Raw genomic sequence first — 17,382 nt, 5'->3', positions numbered from 1 at the left:
ACCTCCGGTTCCGCCGCCGGGCGGCCCGCCGGCCGGCCCGCGATAGCCGACGCCGGACCGCAGGCGCTCTGCGCCCGCGAGCCCCGGGTCCCCGCCGAACGGCTGGTGGCCGAGATGGTGCCTCCGCCGCGCTTCGACTCGGTGCGCTTCGACACCTACGAACCCGACCCGGCCCAGCCCAGCCAGCCCGAGGCGATCGCCGTGCTGAGCGGCTTCGCCGCCGGCCTCGGGGGCGCCCACGCGAGCGGCTCCGGCAAGCGGCGCTGGTTCGCCAGGAAGCCCGCCGCCCCCACGGGCCCGCGCGGGGTCTACCTCGACGGCGGCTACGGCGTCGGCAAGACCCACCTCCTCGCGTCCCTGTGGCACGCCACCCCCGCCGAGCCGGCGCTCAAGGCCTTCGGCACCTTCGTGGAGCTGACCAACCTGGTCGGCGCCCTCGGCTTCCAGCAGACCGTGCAGACGCTGGGCGGCCACCGGCTCCTGTGCATCGACGAGTTCGAGCTGGACGACCCGGGCGACACCGTGCTGGTGTCCTCGCTGCTCAGCCGCCTCGTCGAGCAGGGCGTGGCCCTCGCCGCCACCTCCAACACCCTCCCCGGCAAGCTCGGCGAGGGCCGCTTCGCCGCCGCCGACTTCCTGCGGGAGATCCAGGGGCTGTCGGCGCACTTCCGGCCGCTGCGCATCGACGGCCAGGACTACCGCCACCGGGGCCTTCCGGAGGCGCCCGCCCCCTTCTCGGACGAGCAGGTCACCAAGGCCGCGTACGCGACCGCGGGCGCGAGCCTGGACGACTTCCCGGGCCTGCTGGAACACCTGGCCCGGGTCCACCCGAGCCGCTACGGCGCGCTGACGGACGGGCTCTCGGCGGTCTGCCTCACCGGCGTCTGCGCGGTGCCGGACCAGTCCACCGCGCTGCGGCTCGTGGTGCTCGCCGACCGGCTCTACGACCGGGAGATCCCGGTCCTGGCCTCCGGGGTCCCCTTCGACCGCCTGTTCGGCGACGAGATGCTGAACGGCGGCTACCGCAAGAAGTACTTCCGTGCCATCTCGCGGCTCACCGCCCTGGCGCGCGACGCGAAGCCCCTGGTGTCCCAGTAGGTTTGGCACGGCCGGGCGCTCACCGCGGCCCGGCCGTATCCACTTCTGCGAAGGGATCCACCATGGCCACCACGCGTACGTCCCACACGGTCTGGGAAGGCAACCTCCTCAAGGGCTCGGGCGTCGTCACCCTCGACTCCTCGGGTCTGGGCTCCTACGACGTCTCCTGGCCCGCCCGCACCGAGGCCGCCAACGGCAAGACCAGCCCCGAGGAGCTGATCGCCGCCGCGCACTCCAGCTGCTACTCCATGGCGCTGTCGCACGCCCTGGACGGCGCCGGCACCCCGCCCACCCGCCTGGAGACCAAGGCCGACGTCACCTTCCAGCCCGGCGAGGGCATCACCGGCGTCCACCTCACGGTGCGCGCCGAGGTCCCCGGCATGGACGCGGAGGCCTTCGCCGCCGCCGCCGAGGACGCCAAGAAGAACTGCCCCGTCAGCCAGGCCCTGACGGGTACGACGATCACCCTGACCGCCGAACTGGCCTGAGCGCCGGGACGGCCCGGGGCCTGGGCGGCCCCGGGCCGCCGTGTCCCGCCCTCCGCCGCGTCCCGCCGTCCGGGTTCGACCGTCGTCCGGCGACCCGGCGGACCGCCCTCCCGAGGGGCACCCTTCCGGGGGGCACCCTTCCGGGGGCGACCCGCCGGGCAGGCCCCGCGCCCCGGGCCCGGTCGCGCGGCTCCGGGCGCCGGCGCGGACGGCGGCGCGGACGGCGGAGCCCCCCGGCACACGGTGGTGTGAGGCCCGATCGGCACCGCTCGCGCCGCCCCGGGGCGGGTGGAGCGGCGTGGTACCACGGGCCGTCCACATGGCCAGTACCGCCGCCGGGAGTTGCCGATGTCCGTCACCCGACGCAGCCTGCTCGCCGCCGGCGCCGTCGCCTTCAGCGGCGGGCTCGGCGCCCTGTTCACCGGCCGGGCCGACGCCGCCCGCACCACCCGCGGGTACGGGCCGCTGCTGGCCGATCCGCGCGGCCTGCTCGACCTTCCGGCCGGCTTCTCCTACCGGGTGCTGTCCCGCGCGGGCGACCCGCTGCGCTCCGGCGAGGGCCCCGTGCCGGGCAACTTCGACGGCATGGCGGCATTCCCCGCCCGCGGCGGCCGGACCAGGCTGGTCCGCAACCACGAGAACCGCGCCACGGCCGCGCTGCGCGTCCCCGCCGTCGCGGGCCTGACGTACGACCCCCACGCGCTCGGCGGCTGCACGGCCCTGGAGCTGGACCGGTCCGGCCGGGTGGCGGGCGAGCGGGTCGCCCTCGCCGGGACGGCCGTCAATTGCGCGGGCGGGCGGACCCCCTGGAACACCTGGCTGAGCTGCGAGGAGACCGAGGACCGGGCCGGCACCTCCGGCTACGCGCTGGACCACGGCTACGTCTTCGAGGTGGACCCCGCCGACCCGTACCGCTCGGGCGCGGTCCCGCTCACCGCGCTGGGCCGCTTCGCGCACGAGGCCGTCGCCGTGGACCCGTACAGCGGTGTCGTGTACGAGACGGAGGACGCCTTCGTCGAGCCCTTCGGGCTGTTCTACCGCTTCCTCCCCGAGCGGCCCCTCGGCGGCCTCGGGTCCCTGCGCGCGGGCGGGGCCCTGGAGGCGCTGCGCGTGCCCGGGGTGGCGGACCTGTCGGAGGTGGACGAGGTCGGGGCGGAGTTCCCGGTGCAGTGGGTGCCCGTGCCGGACCCGGGGGCGGCCGTGACGCCGGTCCGCCTCCAGGACTACGGGCCGGGCGGGATCACCCACGCGCAGAAGCTGGAGGGCTGCTACTGGGGGGACGGCGGGGTGCACTTCGTCTCCAGCTACGCCCGCAGCGCCGAGGGCTCGGCCGCCGACCACCACGGGCAGGTGTGGTTCCACGACCCGCGGCGCGGCCGGCTGCGGCTGGACGTCCTCTTCGGTCCGGCCGCGGACCTCCGGCTGCCCGGCGACTCCCCCGACAACATCTGCCTGGCGCCGGGCGGCGGCCTGATGGTGTGCGAGGACGGCGGCGGGGCGCAGTACGTGTTCGGCGTGACCCTGGGCGGGGAGGTCTACCCGATGGCCCGCAACGCGCAGGACGTGGGGCGGCCGGGAGCGCCGGAGTGGGGGGAGTTCGCGGGGGTCAGCTTCTCCCCGGACGGCCGGACCGTGTTCGTCAACGCCTATGCCCCGGGGACCACGTTCGCGGTGGCGGGGCCCTGGCGCTGACCCCGGCCGCGTCGCGATTCCGTTCGATCCGGAGGAGGATCGTACGGAATCGACGCGATTGGGGTAGGTGGCGTGGCGAGGAAGCACAAGGCCCGTACCGGGCCGGAGGCCGAGGACAGGGCCGAGGACACGGCAGAGGCCGACCGCAAGGGCGGGGCCGAGAGCAAGGACAGGGGCAAGGACGACGACAAACACAGGCACAAGGGCAAGAAGGAGAAGGAGAAGAAGAAAGGAAAGGGGAAGGGCAAGAAGAAGGCCGACGGCACGGGCCCGGCCCGCTCCGAAGCCGAGGGCGCCGGCCGAGCCCGGCCGGAGGCCGGCGGCACGGGCCGCGTCCGGTCCGGGGCCGGCGGCGGGGGCCCGGCACGGTCCGGGGGCGGGGAGTCGCTGCGGGAGGTGTTGCGGGTGCCGGCCGGCGGACGGCTGGACCTGCGCCGCTTCGATCCGCGTGCCGTCCCCGCGGGCCCCACCGGCAAGGCGGCCGGGGTCGCCGCCACCGCCGCGATGGCGGAACGGCTCGCCTCCCTCCAGGAGCGGCTCTACGCGGCTTCCACCGCGGGCAGCCGAAAACGCCTCCTCCTCGTCCTCCAGGGCATGGACACCAGCGGCAAGGGGGGCACGGTCAAGCACGTCATCGGACTGTTCAACCCCTCCGGCTGCCGCGTCAGGGCCTTCAAGGCGCCCACCGAGGAGGAGCACGGCCATCCCTTCCTCTGGCGGGTGGAGAAGGCCCTCCCCGAGCCGGGCGAGATCGGCATCTTCGACCGCTCGCACTACGAGGACGTCCTCATCGCCCGCGTCCGCGAGCTGGTGCCGCGCAGCACGCTCGGCCGCCGCTACACGCAGATCAACCGGTTCGAGGAGGCCCTCGCGCAGGACGGCGTGACCGTCGTGAAGGTCTTCCTCCACATCAGCTACGACGAGCAGCGCAAGCGGCTGCTGGAGCGGCTCGACAACCCGGACAAGCACTGGAAGTTCGACCCGGGCGACATCAGCGAGCGCAGCCTGTGGCCCGCCTACCAGGACGCCTACGCGCTGGCGCTGGAGCGCTGCTCCACCGACGCCGCGCCCTGGTACGTCGTCCCGTCCGACCGCAAGTGGTACCGCAACTGGGCCGTCACCACGCTGCTGCTGGAACACCTGGAGGCCATCGGCCCGCAGTACCCGAAGGGTGAATTCGACGTGGAGGAGTGCCGCGCACGTCTGATTGCCACATAGTCATATATTTTGCGTGCGTGACCATTTCTGTGCGCAAAGCGGCCGCCGCAGCCGCGCTCGGTGCCGCCCTCGCGGGATGCGGGGGCGGCGCCGGCACGTCGGACGCCGGCCGCGAAGCCCGCATGGGCACCCCCGCGGCGGCCCCCGCGTCCCCCTCCCCTTCCGGCTCCTCCGGCCCGTCCGCGTCCTCGGCCCCGCAGGCCGGCGCGCCGGCCAAGCCCCCCACCCTGGCGCCCGGCCCGAACGGCCTGGCCCCGGTCTTCGAGCGGGCGAGGCAGCGGAGCGACAAGACCGTGGCGCTGACCTTCGACGCCGACATGACCTCCGACCAGGGCCCGCGCGCGGACAGCGGGGAGCGCTTCGACAACCCCCTGCTGATCTCGACGCTGCGCACCCTCAAGGTGCCCTCGACGGTCTTCATGACGGGCCGTTGGGCCGAGGAGTACCCGGACCAGGCGAAGGCCATCGGCACGGACGCGAACTTCGAGATCGCCAACCACTCCTACAGCCACCACGCCTTCACCTCCCCCTGCTACGGGCTGCCCGTGCTCGACGCCGCGGCCGCCCGCGCCGACGTGGACCGGGCCTTCGCCGCCTTCCGCACGGCGGGTGCGGTCAACACCGTCCCGTACTTCCGCTTCCCCGGCGGCTGCTACGACGACAAGGCGCTGCGGTCCCTGTCCACGGCCGGCGTGACCGCGGTCCAGTGGGACGTGGTCAGCGGGGACGCGTTCGCCAAGGACCCGGACGCGGTGGCCGAGCAGGTGCTGGCCGGGGTCAAGCCCGGCTCCGTGGTGGTCATGCACTGCACGCGCAGCGCCGCCCCCGTCACCGAGGAGGCCGTCCGGAAGATCGTCCCGGAACTGCGCAAGCGGGGCTACCGCTTCGTGAAGGTGTCGGAACTGATCGGCACGTAGGCCTGCCCCCGCCCCGCACCCCGCCCGCGTCGGTCCGGGATCAGCCCGAGCAGGCGGTGCGCTGCGCCTCCTGCCATTCGCAGACCGGGCACAGCACCACGCCCGGGGTCGCGACCCCGTACTCGGTGGGCTTGCCGCACTCCGGGCAGTCGGCGTACGGCGGCCCGGCGACCCGCCCCGCGGGCGCGGCCGGGGCGGGGCAGTACGACGGGGTCTCCTCCTGCGGGTCCATGTCCCCGAGCCTACCCAGCCCGGGCGGCGCTGCCCGCGGGAGTGTCCCGGGCGGAGTACCGGCGCCGGTCAGCGCGCCGGCGCCTCGCCCGTGGCGGGCACCCCGGGCATCATCCTGAAGGCTGAGGCTGGCATCCTTGGCAGGATGAGCAGCCAGCACGCGCACCACGTCCCGGACGCCCCCGAGGTCGGCGCGGACAGTCCCTTCCGGCGGGAGCACGCCGCCCGCGACGAGGCGCCGCAGTTCGTCCTCCCGCTGGTGGTGCGGATCGAGAAGACCGAGCCGCCCGCCCGGACGGACGCCCTGGAGACCGCCGCGCGGGCGGTGCTGGTCCTGCTGACCGACGAGCGGGCCCGCGACGAGGGCGCCTGGGCGCAGGCGGTCCACGCCTGGCAGGACGCGCGCATCCGCAAGGTGGTCCGGCGGGCGCGCGGCGCGGAGTGGCGCAAGGCGGGCGAGCTGCCGGGCGTGACGGTGACCGGTGAGGCGGCGCAGGTACGGGTCTTCCCCCCGGTCCCCCTCGACGGCTGGCCCAAGGAGCTGGCCAAGCTCCAGGTGTCGGGCACTGACCTGGACGACCCCGAGCCGGTCGCGGCGCCCGACGGAGCGGACCTGCCCGTCCTGTGGCTCAACCCCGACCTCGGCATGTCCGCCGGCAAGGCGATGGCTCAGGCCGGGCACGCGGCGCAGCTGGCCTGGTGGGAGCTGTCCGCGCGGGAGCGGGCCGCCTGGCAGGACTCCGGCTTCTGGCTGGCCGTACGGACGGCCGCGCGCGAGCGGTGGGCGGAGCTGAGCGGGAGCGGGCTGCCGGTGGTCAGGGACGCCGGTTTCACGGAGATCGCACCCGGCTCCTGCACCGTGGTGGCGGACCATCCGGCCCTGCGGTCCCGGCTCTGAGGAGCGCTGCGGGCCCGGCTCCGCGGAGGGGGCCGGCCCGGCTCCGCGGAAGGGGCGGGCCGGCGGGGAACCTCAAATGTTGCTCTGAACGTCCCCACCCGCGGTTGGCGTGACTTCGCCGGGGCCATGACACCGGCAGAAGGTCCGAGACGAGGGGGCGGGGGACATGGAGCCCATGGCACACCTGGGGGTGGGCATCGGCTGGCGGCCAGAGATCGCGGACGCGATCGAGTGGCTGCCGGGCCTGGACTGGGTCGAGGTCGTGGCCGAGAACACCTGCCCGGGCCATCTGCCCGAGGCACTGGTGCGGCTGCGCGAGCGCGGGGTGCGCGTCGTGCCGCACGGTGTCTCGCTGGGCCTCGGCGGCGCCGACCGCCCCGACCCGGCCAAGCTGGCGGCGCTCGGCGAGCGGGCGGTGGCGCTGGGGGCACCGCTGGTCACCGAGCACATCGCCTTCGTACGGACGGCGTCGCCTGCGCTGGAGGCCGGGCACCTGCTGCCGGTGCCGCGCACGCGGGACGCGCTGGACGTGCTGTGCGAGAACGTGCGGATCGCGCAGGACGCGCTGCCCGTGCCGCTGGCGCTGGAGAACATCGCCGCGCTGTTCACCTGGCCGGGCGAGGAGCTGACCGAGGGGCAGTTCCTGACGGAGCTGGTGGAGCAGACCGGGGTCCGGCTGCTGATCGACGTGGCGAACCTGCACACCAACCGGGTCAACCGGGGTGAGGACGCGGCCGACGTGCTGGACGCGATCCCGCTGGAGGCGCTGGCGTACGTGCACGTGGCGGGCGGGGTAGAGCGCGACGGCGTCTGGCACGACACGCACGCCCACCCGGTACCGCCGGTGGTGCTCGACCTGCTGGCCGAACTGCGCTCCCGGGTCGACCCGCCGGGCGTGCTGCTGGAGCGCGACGACGACTTCCCGCCGGAGGCGGAGCTCGCGGGCGAACTGAGCGCGATCCGCACCGTACTGACGGCCGCGACCCGGAGGCTGGCGCCCGCGGCTGCACCCGAGCCCGAGACCGCGCCCATGCCCGCGGCCGGGACCACGTCCGAGACCGCGCCCACGCCTGCGCCCGGGACCGCGCCCGACACCACGCCCACGCCCGGGGCCACGCCCGAGACCGCGCCGGGCGCGGTTCCGGGCGGTGGGGTGCCCGGGGGCGGGGGCGGCGGGGCGCTCCGCGCGGGGGTCCCGGTGGGGCGCCCGGCGGACGAGGCCGGCCGTACCCGGGTGGGGCTCGGGCAGGCCGCCCTGCTGTCGGCCCTGGTGGCCGGAACGCCCGTGCCCGAGGGCTTCGACCGGCAGCGCATCCGCGTACAGGCCCGCGCGCTGGCCGCCAAGCGGGCCTCGGTGGTGGCCAGGCTGGCCCCCGAACTGCCCGGAATCCTCGGCGGCGCCGGGCCGTACCGCACGGCGTTCCTCGCGTACGCCAAGGGCCGCCCCATGACCTCCGGATACCGCCGGGACGCCCTGGACTTCGCCGAGCACCTGCTGATCCGGGACCTGCCCGCCGATCCGGCCGCCCGCCGGCGGCTCTCCGCGTGGTGGCGGGACCGGGCCGGGGCGCGCCCGCCCCGGCGCGTCGTGCGCTGGGTCCGCGCCCTGCTGGGGAGAGCGGCGTGAACCTCATCGCCCTCGCCGTCTGGATCGGCGTCGCCACCTCGACCGTGCTGCTCTTCCGCGGCCTGCGCCGCTCCCGTCCGCCGTCCGCCGGTCCGGCGCCCGCCCTCCACGACCTGTCCGAGGCCGCCTTCCTGTCGGGCGGGCCGGGGGCCGTGGTGGACACCGCGCTCGTCTCCCTGCTCGGGGACGGCCGGCTGGTGGTCGGCGGTCCCGGGATCGTGCACGTACGGCCCGGGGCACGGGCGGCCGACACCGCCGAGCGCGCGGTGCTGCTGGCCCACCGGGGGGCGCCTTCGGGATGGCTCTACCAGGTCCGGTACGCCGCCATGCTCGACCCGGCCGTCCAGGAGACCGGCGACGCGCTGGCCGCCCGCGGGCTCCTCCTCCCGCCCGGCTCCGGGCGCACCTGGCAGCGCTGGGGGCTGGTCCAGACCGTGGTGTGCGCGGTGCTGATCCCGGTGTCGCTGCCGCTGACGCTCCTCGCGTACGCACTGCAGCCGGGCCCGTCGGTGCCGTTCGCCGTGAAGGTGGTGCCCGTTCTGCTGGGCGGGATCGTGGCGGCCCGGATCGGTTCGGCGCGGGCCCGGAGCCGGCTCACCCCGGCGGGTGCGCGGGCCCTGCGGGAGCTGCGCGGCTGGTACCGGAACGACCAGACCCCGCACGTGCGGACCGCGCTGTTCGGGCTGCGCGGACTGCGGGACCCCTTCCTGCGGCAGCAGCTGGTGCCCGCGGCGCGCAGCACCCGGCTCGCGGCGGCCCAGTCCCGCGGCCGGGCGCACCGCCCGCACGACGGGTACGCGTCCTGCGACGCGTTCGTGCCGGTGCTCTGGTGCGCGGGGAGCGACGGCGGCGGGGACGGAGGGGGATCGGGCGGCTGTTCCTCGGGCTCCGGCTGCGGATCGTCGGGCAGTGGCTGTGGCGGGTCCTCGGGCAGCGGTTGCGGGGGCGGCGGCTCGTCGAGTTGCTCCGGCAGCTCCGGTTCGAGTTGCGGCAGCTCGTCCTCCAGCTGCTCCAGCTCCAGCAGCTCCTGACCGCTCCGCGGGGTCCCGTGGGGCTCCGCGGAGCCCGTCGGCGGGATACGGCGACCGGAGGCGCTTCGCACGGCGCCGTTCGAGACGCGGGTGACCGCGTGGTCCGTCACGTGGAGCGGTGTCCGCTGACGGGTGACACCCGGAAACGGCGTGTCATGTGTGCGCCGCATCCGGAGCCCGCACCGGTGTCGCTGGACGACCGGGCAGCCCGTGCCCGCAGGGCACTGCTGCCGCCTGTCGTCTGAACTTCCGGGCGGGGTCTCCGGCTGCGCCGATTCGGGGGCGTGGCCTCCCGATCCACCGGCGGGAGCGCTGCCGCTGGGGGCGCGCCGCCGGTCCTTCCCCCGGGGGAGGTATCAGGCGAGCCCGGCCACCAGATCGGCGACGGACTTGCGGCGCCCGGTGTAGAAGGGCACCTCTTCACGGACGTGCATGCGGGCCTCGGAGGCGCGCAGGTGGCGCATCAGGTCGACGATGCGGTACAGCTCGTCGGCCTCGAAGGCCAGCATCCACTCGTAGTCGCCCAGTGAGAAGGAGGCGACGGTGTTGGCCCGCACGTCCGGGTAGCCGCGGGCCATCTTGCCGTGGTCGGCGAGCATGCGGCGGCGGTCCTCGTCGGGCAGCAGGTACCAGTCGTAGCTGCGGACGAAGGGGTAGACGCTGACGTAGTCGCGCGCCTCCTCGTCGGCGAGGAACGCCGGGATGTGCGACTTGTTGAACTCGGCCGGGCGGTGCAGGGCCATGTTCGACCACACCGGCTCCAGGGCGCGGCCCAGCCTGGTGCGGCGGAACAGGTTGTAGGCGCCCTGCAGCTCGTCGGCCGTCTCGGCGTGCCACCAGATCATGACGTCCGCGTCGGCGCGCAGACCGGAGACGTCGTAGGTGCCGCGGACGGTGATGTCCTTGGCGCCCAGCTGGTCGAAGAGCTCCTGGACCTCGTCGGCGTAGCCGGTGCGGTCCTCCGGGAGTACGTCCTTCAGCTTGAAGACGGACCACAGGGTGTAGCGGATGACCTCGTTGAGGTCCTTCGCCTTCTTCCCCGCGTTGGGAATCTTCTCTGGTGCAGTCATGCGTCCATTGTCCCGTGTGCTGATCAGTGGTCGGTGCCAGGGGTGCCGATCGCGGCGGTCACCTCGTCGGCGGCCCTGTGCGCACTGGCGACGCACGCCGGAATGCCCACCCCGTCGTAGAGCGCCCCGCACACCGCGAGGCCGGGCAGGGCAGCGACGGCGTCGCGGATGCGCGCGACCCGGTCCAGGTGGCCGACCGGGTACTGGGGCAGCCCGCCGTCCCAGCGCGTGACGGTGGAGGCAACCGGGCGGGCGGTGAGGCCCACGGCGGCGCCGAGGTCGGTGAGCGAGACGCCGACGAGGTCCGCGTCCTCCCGGTCCAGGTCCTTCTCGTCGCCGTGGCGGCCCACGGAGGTCCGCAGCAGGAAGAGGCCGGGGTCGGCCCCGGCCCAGGCCCACTTGTTGCTGGAGAAGGTGGAGGCCTTGATGGTGCGGCCGTCGACCGGCGGGACCAGGAAGCCGCTGGCACCGCCCTCGGTGACGGGAGCAGGCAGGTCACAGCGGCGGAAGGCCAGGGTGACCAGGGCCATCGAGGCGTACTCCACCCCGCGCAGCTCGGCGGCGGCCGCCGGGGCGTGCCCGGCGAGCAGCCGGGCGGCGGGCCCGGCCGGGGTGGCCAGGACGACGCCGTCGGCCTCGACGGCCTCGTCTCCGGCCAGCACCCGCCAGCCGCCGGGCGTACGGGTGAGCTCGCGCGCGGGGGTGTCGAGGAGGATACGGGCACCGGCGGCCCGGCAGGCCTCGGCCACGGCCGGGGGGAGGCGCCCGATGCCGCCGTCGATGCCGGCGAAGACGGGCCCGGCCGCCTGCGGCTGCTCCGCCGCCCGGCGCTGCAGTTCCCGTACGCCGTCGCCGAGCAGCGCGTGCGTCCGGGCGGCCTCGAAGAGCTGGGGCACGGCCGCGCGCATGGAGATGCGGTAGGCGTCGCCGGCGTAGACCCCGCCGAGGAGCGGTTCCACGAGCCGGTCGACGACCTCGCGGCCCATCCGGGCGGCGACGTACGCGCCGACGGCCACGTCCTCGCCGATCTCGGCGGGCGGGAGCGCGTGTTCGGCCCCGATCCGGGCGAGGCCCTCCGGGGAGAGCACGCCGGAGGCGGCGAGCGGCCCCAGGTCGCCGGGGACGCCCATGACGTGTCCGCGCGGCATGGGCCGCAGCGCCCCGCGGGTCCACAGGTGGGCGGTGGCGGTGGCGGGGGACCGGAGTGCGTCGCCGAGGCCCACCGCGCGGGCCAGGTCGAGGGCTTCGGGGCGGCGGGCGAGCACGGACTCGGCGCCGAGGTCGACGGGGGCGCCGGCCAGTTCTCCGGCGCGCAGCTTGCCGCCGAGCCGGGACCCGGCCTCCAGCAGGGTGACGCGGACGCCGTCGGTGAGGAGCCGGTGGGCCGCGGCGAGGCCCGCGATGCCGCCGCCGATGACGACGACGTGGCCGCCGGTGCCCGCCGGGCCTCCCGGTCCGCCGGGCCGGTCCGTACGCATGTCCGCTTCGTCCATGGACACATCGTCTCAGACCGATCACCGAGGCCGGACCGTGACCGCATCGGGACCAGCCCGGAACCGCGGAGGCGAAACCCCTTCCGGGCCCGCGCACGTCGAAACGGCAACACCATTCGATCCTCGGGGGTTTACACCATGCACACCCTGACCGGACACCGCTCCGCGGCGCCCTTGGCCGCCCTCGCCCTGGCCGGGGCGCTCGCCCTCACCGGGTGCGGGGCCGGCTCCGACTCCGCGTCCGACCGGCCGGCGGCCGTCGCGGACGACAAGTCCGGGGCGCGGCCTCCCGCGGGCGAGGACGCCCGGGGCAAGCCGGGAGCCGGGGCGGCGGCCCCGTCGGGGGCCGCCCCGTCGGGGGCCGCGGACGGCAAGGGCGGGCCGCAGCCCGCCGTCCGCCCGCACGTGATCCGCACCGCGACGCTGGCCGTCGAGACGGCGGAGCCGCAGAAGGCGCTCGCCACGGCCCGCACGGCGGCCGAGGCCGCGGGAGGGTACGTCGGCAGCGAGTCCACCTCGCGCGGCAAGGACGGCCGGGTGACGTCGACGCTGACCCTGCGGGTGCCGGGTGAGCGCTTCGACGCCGTGATCGGCTCCCTGGAGGGCAGCGGGAAGCTCCTGAACCGCAAGGTGGAGGCCCGGGACGTGACCGAGAGGGTCGCGGACGTGGACAGCCGGGTCAAGTCGCAGCAGGCCAGCGTGGTCCGGGTGCGCGAGATGATGGACCGGGCCTCGGCGCTGAGCGACGTGGTCATGCTGGAGGGCGAACTGAGCCGCCGTCAGGCCGACCTGGAGTCGCTGCTGGCCCAGCAGGGCGCATTGAAGGACCAGACGGCGCTGGGCACGGTCACGCTCGCCGTCTCCGAGCCGGCCCCGGAGCCGGCGCGGAAGAAGAAGGACGCGGAGCCGGGCCTCGGTGACGCGCTGGGCGGCGGCTGGGCGCTGTTCTCCACCCTGGTGCGGTACCTGGTGCTGGCCGTCGCGGCGGTCCTGCCGTTCGCCCTGGCGGCGGCGCTGGTGGCGCTGGGGTTCCGGGCGTACCGCACGGTGCGGCCCGCGGGGCCGCGGCGGCGGACGGCTCCCGCCCCGGGCCGGTTCCCCGCCCAGCACCCCGCTCCCGGGTCGCGGCCCGGACCCGCGGCGGCGCCCGCCCCGGCACCGGCACCGGCACCGGCACCGGCCTCCCCCGGAGCCGCCGAGCCGCCCGAGGAGGGCTGAACACGCTTTCGCCCGTAGCGTGTTCCCCGGCACACGCTACGGAGGGACGGTACGGGCGATGGCGACGGAACGACTGGTGGTGGTCGGCGGGGACGCGGCGGGGATGTCCGCCGCGTCACAGGCCCGGCGGCTCAAGGGCCCGGCGGAGCTGGAGATCACCGCCTTCGAGCGGGGGCACTTCACCTCGTACTCCGCGTGCGGGATCCCGTACTGGGTCGGCGGCCGGGTGGCCGGGCGGGACGACCTGATCGCCCGTACGCCCGAGGAGCACCGGGCCCGCGGCATCGACCTGCGCACCCGTACCGAGGTGGTGGAGCTGGACCTGGCCGGCGGACGGGTCAGGTCCCGCGATCTGGAATCGGGGTCCGAGTCCTGGACGGGCTACGACCACCTCGTCCTGGCCACCGGCGCCCGCCCGGTCCGGCCCCGGCTGCCCGGCATCGGCGCGCACGGCGTCCACGGCATCCAGAGCCTGGACGACGGCCAGCGGCTCATGACGAGCCTGGAGCGCGCGGAGGGCCGCCGGGCGGTCGTCGTCGGCGCGGGCTACATCGGCGTGGAGATGGCCGAGGCCCTGGTCGACCGGGGCTACGAGGTCACCGTCCTGCACCGGGGCGAGCAGCCGATGGCGACCCTGGACCCGGACATGGGCGGCCTGGTGCACAGCGCCATGAACCGCATGGGCATCCGCACGGTCTCCGGGGCGGAGGTGACGAAGATCCTCGACGACGAGGAGGGGCGGGTCCGGGCGGTGGCGACGGCGGCCGGCGAGGAGTACCCGGCCGACGTGGTGGTGCTCGGCATCGGGGTGGAGCCGCGGACGGCGCTCGCCAGGGCCGCCGGCCTGCCGCTCGGCGTGTCGGGCGGCCTGCTCACCGACCTGTCGATGCGGGTCCGCGGCCACGCGAACGTCTGGTCGGGCGGCGACTGCGTGGAGGTCCTGGACCTGGTCTCGGGTCGCACCCGGCACATTCCGCTGGGCACGCACGCCAACAAGCACGGCCAGGTCATCGGCTCGAACGTGGGCGGCGGCTACGCCACGTTCCCCGGGGTGGTCGGCACGGCGGTCAGCAAGGTCTGCGACCTGGAGATCGCCCGGACGGGGCTGCGCGAGAAGGACGCCCTCGACATCGGCCTGCGCTTCGTGACGGCCACCATCACCTCCACCAACACGGCGGGCTACTACCCGGGCGCGGCGGACATGACGGTGAAGATGCTGGCGGAGCGCCGCACGGGCCGCCTGCTGGGCGTCCAGATCGTCGGCGGCGCGGGCGCGGCCAAGCGGGTGGACGTCGCGGCGGTCGCCCTCACGGCGGGCATGACGGTGGAGCAGGTGGTCTCGCTGGACCTGGGCTACGCCCCGCCGTTCTCGCCCGTCTGGGACCCGGTCCTGGTGGCGGCACGCAAGGCGGTCTCGGCGGTGCGTGCCGCCGGGGTGTAGCGGAGGGGTGTAGCGGAGGGGTGTAGCGGAGGGTTCAGCGACGGGCAGGGACGCGGCCGGAGCGGACGGGCTCCGGCGGGGCGGCCCCTCCGGTCAGCGCGCGGTGCGGGTGTGGACGTGCTCCACCAGGCGGGTCAGCGCGTCCGGGTCCGTCGTCGGGAGGACGCCGTGGCCCAGGTTGAAGACGTGGCCCTCCAGGCCCGCCGCCGCCTTGAGGACCTCGTCCGCCTTGGCCTCGACGGCCTCGGGGGTGGAGAAGAGGACCGCGGGGTCCAGGTTGCCCTGGAGCGCCTTGCCCGGACCCACCCGGCGGACGGCCTCGTCCAGCGGGACCCGGTAGTCGACGCCCATGACGTCCGCGCCGGCCTCGCCCATGAGGCCGAGCAGCTCGCCGGTGCCCACGCCGAAGTGGATGCGCGGGACCCCGTAGGAGGCGACGGACTCCAGGACCTTCGCCGACGCGGGCATCACCGAGCGGCGGTAGTCCGCCGGGGCCAGCGCGCCGACCCAGGAGTCGAAGAGCTGGACGGCGGAGGCGCCCGCCTCGATCTGGACCTTCAGGAAGGCGGAGGTGATATCCGCGAGGCGGTCCAGCAGGTCGGCCCACAGCTGCGGGTCGCCGTACATGAGGGCCTTGGTGTGCTCGTGGTTCTTCGACGGGCCGCCCTCGACCAGGTAGCTCGCGAGGGTGAACGGCGCGCCAGCGAATCCGATCAGCGGAGTGGAGCCCAGTTCACCCGTGAGCATGCCGATCGCCTCGGTGACGTACGAGACGTCCTCGGGGGTGAGGTCGCGCAGCTGTGCGAGGTCCTCGCGGCGGCGGATCGGCTGGGCGACGACCGGGCCGATGCCCGGCTTGATGTCCAGGTCGATGCCGATGGCCTTCAGCGGGACCACGATGTCGGAGAAGAAGATCGCCGCGTCCACCTTGTGGCGGCGCACCGGTTGCAGCGTGATCTCGGTGACCAGGTCGGGCCGCATGCACGATTCGAGCATCTGGGTGCCCTCGCGCAGCTTGCGGTACTCCGGAAGTGAGCGCCCCGCCTGCCGCATGAACCACACGGGGGTGTGCGGCACCGGCTCCCGCCGGCACGCCTTCAGGAAGGCGGAATCGTAGGTCTGGCTCGGCTGGCCCGCGAAGGGGGTCTCCCCGGCTCGGGCGAAGCCTCGAGCGGGGGGAAGGTCGTTGGCGCTCACGGCTCAAATCTTCGCACGTACGGAGAAGTGCCCGACCCGGCGCGGGTGTCCCTGCGCCGTCCGGCCGCTCGTTCCGCCTAGTCTTCCCGGCATGGCTGCGGCTCAGGGACGATTTTCAGATGGCGCTGACGGCATGGACAGCGCGAAGGAGAGCTCCGTCCCGCTCCCGTTCCGGCGGGCTGTCGACGGCTTGCGCAAGGCGCGGCTGCGCACGGGGATCGAGATCGAACCCACGAAGGCCCCCCAGAGGCTGGCGCCGCACGCCTACGCGCTGGAGGCGGCGGTCGTGGAGGGCGAGGACGACCTGGCCGACGGCCGGCTCGTCCTGCTCCACGATCCGGCCGGCCACGAGGCATGGCAGGGCACCTTCCGCCTGGTGACGCTCGTCCGGGCGGAGCTGGAGCCGGAGATGGCCGCCGACCCGCTCCTCCCCGAGGTCTGCTGGTCCTGGCTGACCGGGGCGCTGGAGGCGCGCGGGCTGGCCTACGGCGAGCCGAGCGGGACCGTGACCATGGCGGGCTCGCACTACTTCGGCGGGCTCTCGGAGCGGCGGCCCGCGACGCAGATCGAGATCCGGGCCTCCTGGACGCCGCGCGAGGGGGTGGGCGGAGTGCCGGACACCTCGGGGCACCTGGCCGCCTGGTGCGAGCTCCTGTGCCAGATCGCGGGGCTGCCGCCGGCGGGCCCCACGGACTCGGTCACCGGTGTGGTCTCCCTGCCACAGCGGCGCGGTCCGCACCACCCGTAGCCGCGGGGCCGTACGGCGGTGCGGGATGCGCGCGCCCGGACGGAGACCGCCTCGCACGACCGCTCGAAGCCCGTACCGCAGTGTCGAAACCGGGCGTCCGTTGTGGGCTTCTGATCACCCTATGATCGATCGTGCGTCCGAATTGCCCGAATTGTTACTCACCAAATCGTGATCATTCCCTAAAGCCGGGCGGGTGACGTGCCGAAGGAGTCAGTGACCATCCGCACGGATCGCACCGGCTTCCCTCCTCTAGCCGGCCCGCCCCGCCACTCCCCCAGGAGGCCTAGGTGTCCGTTCTTCTCGAGCAGCCCGCAAGCCTGGTCGCCTACCGCCCGAACAAGCCGACGGCCATGGTCGTCGTGGCCGACCCGCGCGTCCGTTCCACCGTGACCCGCCATCTGTGGGCCCTCGGAGTACGTGACGTGATCGAGGCGTCGTCCATCGCGGAGGCCCGCCCCCGCGTCGGCAGCCCGCGCGACATCTGCGTGGCCGACGTACACCTGCCCGACGGTTCCGGTCTCACCCTGCTCTCCGAGACCCGCGCCGCCGGCTGGCCCAACGGCCTGGCCCTGTCCGCCGCCGATGACATCGGTGCCGTCCGCAACGCCCTCGCGGGCGGAGTGAAGGGCTACGTCGTCACCGGCACGCGGACGAACATCGGGCTTCCCACCCGGCCCGGCGCCGCCCCCATCGGCGCCGCCGCCGCCCGCATGCACCGCCGCCCCCCGGGTTCCCCGAGCCACCCGGGCGGCTACCGAGAGCTCTCCGGCCGCGAGGTCGAGGTCCTGCGCCTCGTCGCGGAGGGCCAGTCCAACAAGGCCATCGGCGTATCGATGGGCCTGTCCGCCCTGACCGTCAAGTCCCACCTCGCCCGGATCGCCCGCAAGCTGGGCACCGGCGACCGGGCCGGGATGGTCGCCGTCGCCCTGCGGACCGGAATCATCCACTGATCCCGTCCCGAGGCTCCCGGGCGAACGCCCGGGAAACCCCGGGGGACGTCCGAACCCCCACACCG

Annotated in this window: 16 protein-coding genes; 12 read left to right on the top strand and 4 right to left on the bottom strand. The window is 75.1% G+C overall.

Features of this window, described 5'->3' with window-relative positions; genetic code table 11:
• Nucleotides 1-42: 42 nt before the first annotated feature.
• The 5 genes from zapE to ACFWU6_RS28925 all read left to right on the top strand — a co-directional run bounded on the left by zapE (nucleotide 43) and on the right by ACFWU6_RS28925 (nucleotide 5,413).
• Complete coding sequence (gene zapE / locus ACFWU6_RS28945; RefSeq protein WP_383983879.1) at nucleotides 43-1,098, top strand: cell division protein ZapE; 1,056 nt, start codon at nucleotides 43-45, stop codon at nucleotides 1,096-1,098.
• Nucleotides 1,099-1,160: 62 nt separating this feature from the next.
• The gene (locus tag ACFWU6_RS28940; RefSeq protein ID WP_383800312.1) at nucleotides 1,161-1,586 is read left to right on the top strand and encodes an OsmC family peroxiredoxin; all 426 of its coding nucleotides are present in this window, start codon (nucleotides 1,161-1,163) and stop codon (nucleotides 1,584-1,586) included.
• 348 nt (nucleotides 1,587-1,934) lie between these two features.
• Nucleotides 1,935-3,278 (top strand): alkaline phosphatase PhoX, encoded by a 1,344-nt coding sequence (locus tag ACFWU6_RS28935; protein WP_383800315.1) that lies wholly within the window; start codon nucleotides 1,935-1,937, stop codon nucleotides 3,276-3,278.
• 387 nt (nucleotides 3,279-3,665) lie between these two features.
• Nucleotides 3,666-4,496 (top strand): PPK2 family polyphosphate kinase, encoded by an 831-nt coding sequence (locus tag ACFWU6_RS28930; RefSeq protein WP_383983877.1) that lies wholly within the window; start codon nucleotides 3,666-3,668, stop codon nucleotides 4,494-4,496.
• A gap of 17 nt (nucleotides 4,497-4,513) precedes the next feature.
• Complete coding sequence (locus ACFWU6_RS28925; RefSeq protein ID WP_383800318.1) at nucleotides 4,514-5,413, top strand: polysaccharide deacetylase family protein; 900 nt, start codon at nucleotides 4,514-4,516, stop codon at nucleotides 5,411-5,413.
• Nucleotides 5,414-5,453: 40 nt separating this feature from the next.
• On the opposite strand, the gene ACFWU6_RS28920 is transcribed toward ACFWU6_RS28925, so the two are convergent.
• A complete protein-coding gene (locus tag ACFWU6_RS28920; RefSeq protein ID WP_383800321.1) occupies nucleotides 5,454-5,645 on the bottom strand; it encodes a hypothetical protein in 192 nt (63 codons plus the stop codon).
• Nucleotides 5,646-5,789: 144 nt separating this feature from the next.
• Between ACFWU6_RS28920 and ACFWU6_RS28915 the strand changes: the two genes are divergently transcribed.
• The 3 genes from ACFWU6_RS28915 (at nucleotide 5,790) to ACFWU6_RS28905 (ending at nucleotide 9,200) form a co-directional block, all read left to right on the top strand.
• Complete coding sequence (locus ACFWU6_RS28915; protein WP_383983863.1) at nucleotides 5,790-6,542, top strand: aminoacyl-tRNA hydrolase; 753 nt, start codon at nucleotides 5,790-5,792, stop codon at nucleotides 6,540-6,542.
• 166 nt (nucleotides 6,543-6,708) lie between these two features.
• Nucleotides 6,709-8,169, top strand: a complete 1,461-nt coding sequence (locus tag ACFWU6_RS28910; protein WP_383983861.1) for a DUF692 family multinuclear iron-containing protein — start codon at nucleotides 6,709-6,711, stop codon at nucleotides 8,167-8,169.
• Entirely contained in the window at nucleotides 8,166-9,200 is a 1,035-nt protein-coding gene (locus ACFWU6_RS28905) for a TIGR04222 domain-containing membrane protein (RefSeq protein WP_383983858.1), read from the top strand. The genes ACFWU6_RS28910 and ACFWU6_RS28905 overlap by 4 nt, the downstream gene beginning before the upstream one ends.
• 356 nt (nucleotides 9,201-9,556) lie before the next feature.
• Here ACFWU6_RS28905 and hemQ read toward each other — a convergent pair whose 3' ends face one another.
• Entirely contained in the window at nucleotides 9,557-10,270 is a 714-nt protein-coding gene (gene hemQ, locus ACFWU6_RS28900) for a hydrogen peroxide-dependent heme synthase (protein WP_383800333.1), read from the bottom strand.
• 23 nt (nucleotides 10,271-10,293) lie between these two features.
• Nucleotides 10,294-11,748, bottom strand: a complete 1,455-nt coding sequence (gene hemG, locus ACFWU6_RS28895; protein WP_383983875.1) for a protoporphyrinogen oxidase — start codon at nucleotides 11,746-11,748, stop codon at nucleotides 10,294-10,296.
• A 153-nt stretch (nucleotides 11,749-11,901) separates the two neighbouring features.
• Here hemG and ACFWU6_RS28890 point away from each other — a divergent pair, with 153 nt between their 5' ends.
• Both ACFWU6_RS28890 and ACFWU6_RS28885 read left to right on the top strand, forming a co-directional pair.
• Nucleotides 11,902-12,981: a DUF4349 domain-containing protein gene (locus ACFWU6_RS28890; RefSeq protein ID WP_383983856.1), complete on the top strand. Its 1,080-nt coding sequence runs from the start codon at nucleotides 11,902-11,904 to the stop codon at nucleotides 12,979-12,981.
• Nucleotides 12,982-13,039: 58 nt separating this feature from the next.
• Nucleotides 13,040-14,422: an FAD-dependent oxidoreductase gene (locus ACFWU6_RS28885; protein ID WP_383800339.1), complete on the top strand. Its 1,383-nt coding sequence runs from the start codon at nucleotides 13,040-13,042 to the stop codon at nucleotides 14,420-14,422.
• A gap of 93 nt (nucleotides 14,423-14,515) precedes the next feature.
• Here the strand turns inward: ACFWU6_RS28885 and hemE are convergent, their stop codons facing one another.
• On the bottom strand, nucleotides 14,516-15,523 hold the full coding sequence (gene hemE / locus ACFWU6_RS28880; protein WP_383800406.1) for a uroporphyrinogen decarboxylase: 1,008 nt from the start codon (nucleotides 15,521-15,523) through the stop codon (nucleotides 14,516-14,518).
• 187 nt (nucleotides 15,524-15,710) lie between these two features.
• Between hemE and ACFWU6_RS28875 the strand changes: the two genes are divergently transcribed.
• Nucleotides 15,711-16,367 carry a DUF3000 domain-containing protein gene (locus tag ACFWU6_RS28875; RefSeq protein ID WP_383800342.1) on the top strand — a complete coding sequence of 219 codons (657 nt, stop codon included), beginning with the start codon at nucleotides 15,711-15,713 and terminating at the stop codon, nucleotides 16,365-16,367.
• Nucleotides 16,368-16,654: 287 nt separating this feature from the next.
• Complete coding sequence (locus tag ACFWU6_RS28870) at nucleotides 16,655-17,317, top strand: response regulator transcription factor (protein WP_355409765.1); 663 nt, start codon at nucleotides 16,655-16,657, stop codon at nucleotides 17,315-17,317.
• Nucleotides 17,318-17,382: the final 65 nt, after the last annotated feature.

This window comes from Streptomyces sp. NPDC058674 (assembly GCF_042716505.1).
Taxonomy (GTDB): Bacteria; Actinomycetota; Actinomycetes; order Streptomycetales; family Streptomycetaceae; genus Streptomyces.
Note: the sequence above shows the minus strand (reverse complement) of the source record. Positions and strands in the feature narration are given on the sequence as shown.

What these genes read in the sequence shown, in the direction of transcription:
- ACFWU6_RS28920 (WP_383800321.1), bottom strand. Translation starts at nt 5,645, where the DNA reads ATGGACCCGCAGGAGGAGACCCCGTCGTACTGCCCCGCCCCGGCCGCG.
- hemG (WP_383983875.1), bottom strand. Translation starts at nt 11,748, where the DNA reads ATGCGTACGGACCGGCCCGGCGGACCGGGAGGCCCGGCGGGCACCGGC.
- ACFWU6_RS28890 (WP_383983856.1), top strand. Translation starts at nt 11,902, where the DNA reads ATGCACACCCTGACCGGACACCGCTCCGCGGCGCCCTTGGCCGCCCTC.
- ACFWU6_RS28935 (WP_383800315.1), top strand. Translation starts at nt 1,935, where the DNA reads ATGTCCGTCACCCGACGCAGCCTGCTCGCCGCCGGCGCCGTCGCCTTC.
- ACFWU6_RS28875 (WP_383800342.1), top strand. Translation starts at nt 15,711, where the DNA reads ATGGCTGCGGCTCAGGGACGATTTTCAGATGGCGCTGACGGCATGGAC.
- ACFWU6_RS28940 (WP_383800312.1), top strand. Translation starts at nt 1,161, where the DNA reads ATGGCCACCACGCGTACGTCCCACACGGTCTGGGAAGGCAACCTCCTC.
- ACFWU6_RS28910 (WP_383983861.1), top strand. Translation starts at nt 6,709, where the DNA reads ATGGAGCCCATGGCACACCTGGGGGTGGGCATCGGCTGGCGGCCAGAG.
- ACFWU6_RS28885 (WP_383800339.1), top strand. Translation starts at nt 13,040, where the DNA reads ATGGCGACGGAACGACTGGTGGTGGTCGGCGGGGACGCGGCGGGGATG.
- hemQ (WP_383800333.1), bottom strand. Translation starts at nt 10,270, where the DNA reads ATGACTGCACCAGAGAAGATTCCCAACGCGGGGAAGAAGGCGAAGGAC.
- ACFWU6_RS28915 (WP_383983863.1), top strand. Translation starts at nt 5,790, where the DNA reads ATGAGCAGCCAGCACGCGCACCACGTCCCGGACGCCCCCGAGGTCGGC.